The sequence below is a fragment of the Flavobacterium aquaticum genome (assembly GCF_003259835.1).
Lineage (GTDB): Bacteria > Bacteroidota > Bacteroidia > Flavobacteriales > Flavobacteriaceae > Flavobacterium > Flavobacterium aquaticum.
Map to the genome: position 1 here is coordinate 1 of NZ_QLMI01000021.1, position 1,704 is coordinate 1,704.

At 29.2% G+C, this 1,704-nt stretch carries 2 protein-coding genes; both read left to right on the plus strand.

Annotated features, from left to right (window positions below):
- Positions 1-120 precede the first annotated feature (120 nt).
- Positions 121-642 (plus strand): hypothetical protein, encoded by a 522-nt coding sequence (locus tag B0I03_RS13100; protein ID WP_146603307.1) that lies wholly within the window; start codon positions 121-123, stop codon positions 640-642.
- A gap of 151 nt (positions 643-793) precedes the next feature.
- Positions 794-1,477 carry a hypothetical protein gene (locus B0I03_RS13105; RefSeq protein ID WP_111567879.1) on the plus strand — a complete coding sequence of 228 codons (684 nt, stop codon included), beginning with the start codon at positions 794-796 and terminating at the stop codon, positions 1,475-1,477.
- The last annotated feature ends 227 nt before the right edge of the window (positions 1,478-1,704 follow it).

Consider the following 1,704-nt stretch of genomic DNA (forward strand, 5'->3'; position numbering starts at 1 on the left):
CGGAAAATCCGCTGCTGAATGGAATGTTTTGTTATATTTGTAATGGCTTGGTGTTGGTTCAACGCCACTGAGAGCAAGCCGCAGAACGTTAGCAGTAATTTAACCGCAGAAAACATAAAAATGAAAAAAATCTTTTATCCTAAATTAATTTTTCCGCTTATAAAATTAATTTTTATACTTTTTTTTGTTTCAATGCTTTTGTTTTTTGTGAAAAATTTAATTGAAAACATTAGTTTAAAATTTGATTTTTGGATTTTATTAGGCTCATTAGTTTTTTTATCTTTTGTTGGTTTAGTAATTTTTCATTTGACTTATTTTTTGAGTTTTTATTTTAAATTTCTTGTAATTAGTGATACAGAAATATCAATTTTTGAATTAAATAAACTCAAAATGACTAACTTTATGTTGAAGGATATTGAAGCATATTCAAAATCCGAAGTATATTTTGGGAGAAATATGTGGAAGTCAAAATCAATTGTTATTTACTTTAAAAATGGGATGAAATCAGAGATTGTGAATGCCTTTGTGACAAATTTGACTGATTTAGAAAAGGAGTTGAAAAAAAATAGAATTAAGAGTTTTGGATTTGAGAGCTATCAAACGGGCTGGTTTTACAGAGAATATAAATTTGAAAAAAAATAAAAACTACTGCTAACAGCGGTTTGCTTCAATGGCTACTTCCGGATTTTCCTACGGAAAATCCGCTGCTGAATGGAATGTTTTGTTATATTTGTAATGGCTAGGTGTTGGTGCAACGCCACTGAGAGCAAGCCACAGAACGTTACCAGCAATTATGAAAAAACTGTACTTAATAGCACTCTTATTTTTATTATCAGTTTCCGCTTTTTCGCAGATTCGTCTATCAGTTTATCTAAAAAGAAGTCAATCTGAAAATGATATTACTTTAATTGTTGATACATTAAAAATATTTAAAGAAAATCTACAATATAAAAACATCGCATATCCTGATTCATTTGCTCTATACGAGAATGTCCCAAATGGTGAATATAAGTTTTGTTATAATAATCTTTTTGGAGAAAAAATTGAAAAAACGGTAAATCTTGATGAAGCAAATAACCAACTTGGCGGACAAGAAATTATTTTATATATTGACGAGCTTCAAAATCCTAAGTCAAAAAATCTTTTGGTTCTGAACTTAAAAAATAAAGATACACTTACTATTAATTTAAAATTCTCAGGATGCTTTAATAGTGGCGAAGACTCTATAAAAATTTATAAAAAAAATAGTTATTACTTTCTCAAATATAAAAAACAAAAAAGAAAGTTGAAATCAACAGATATTGAAGCTTTAGTAAAATACGAAACTGAATTAAGAAGCCTACCTGAAGTTAATTTTGTAAGCACTTCCAATGCATTAAATGAGATAATTCTAAATGAAGAAAAATTTACATATTTCGAACATTCATTATTCTGGAATGGATATACAATATTAAAAAAGAGCTTGAAATTAAAATAACTGCTGGTAACAGCGGTTTGCTTCAATGGCTACTTCCGGATTTTCCTTCGGAAAATCCGCTGCTGAATGGAATGTTTTGTTATATTTGTAATGGCTTGGTGTTGGTCTAACGCCACTGAGAGCAAGCCGCAGAACGTTGTGTGCAACATATTTTCCGAACTTACGCTGAAAGCTTCTCTCCTATTTTTTCGAAAGATTATTTTTTAAATTGTTATCCAAAAATCTTG

Bases quoted from the DNA above. Each gene is read 5' to 3' on its own strand.
- B0I03_RS13100 (WP_146603307.1), top strand. From the start codon at position 121: ATGAAAAAAATCTTTTATCCTAAATTAATTTTTCCGCTTATAAAATTA.
- B0I03_RS13105 (WP_111567879.1), top strand. From the start codon at position 794: ATGAAAAAACTGTACTTAATAGCACTCTTATTTTTATTATCAGTTTCC.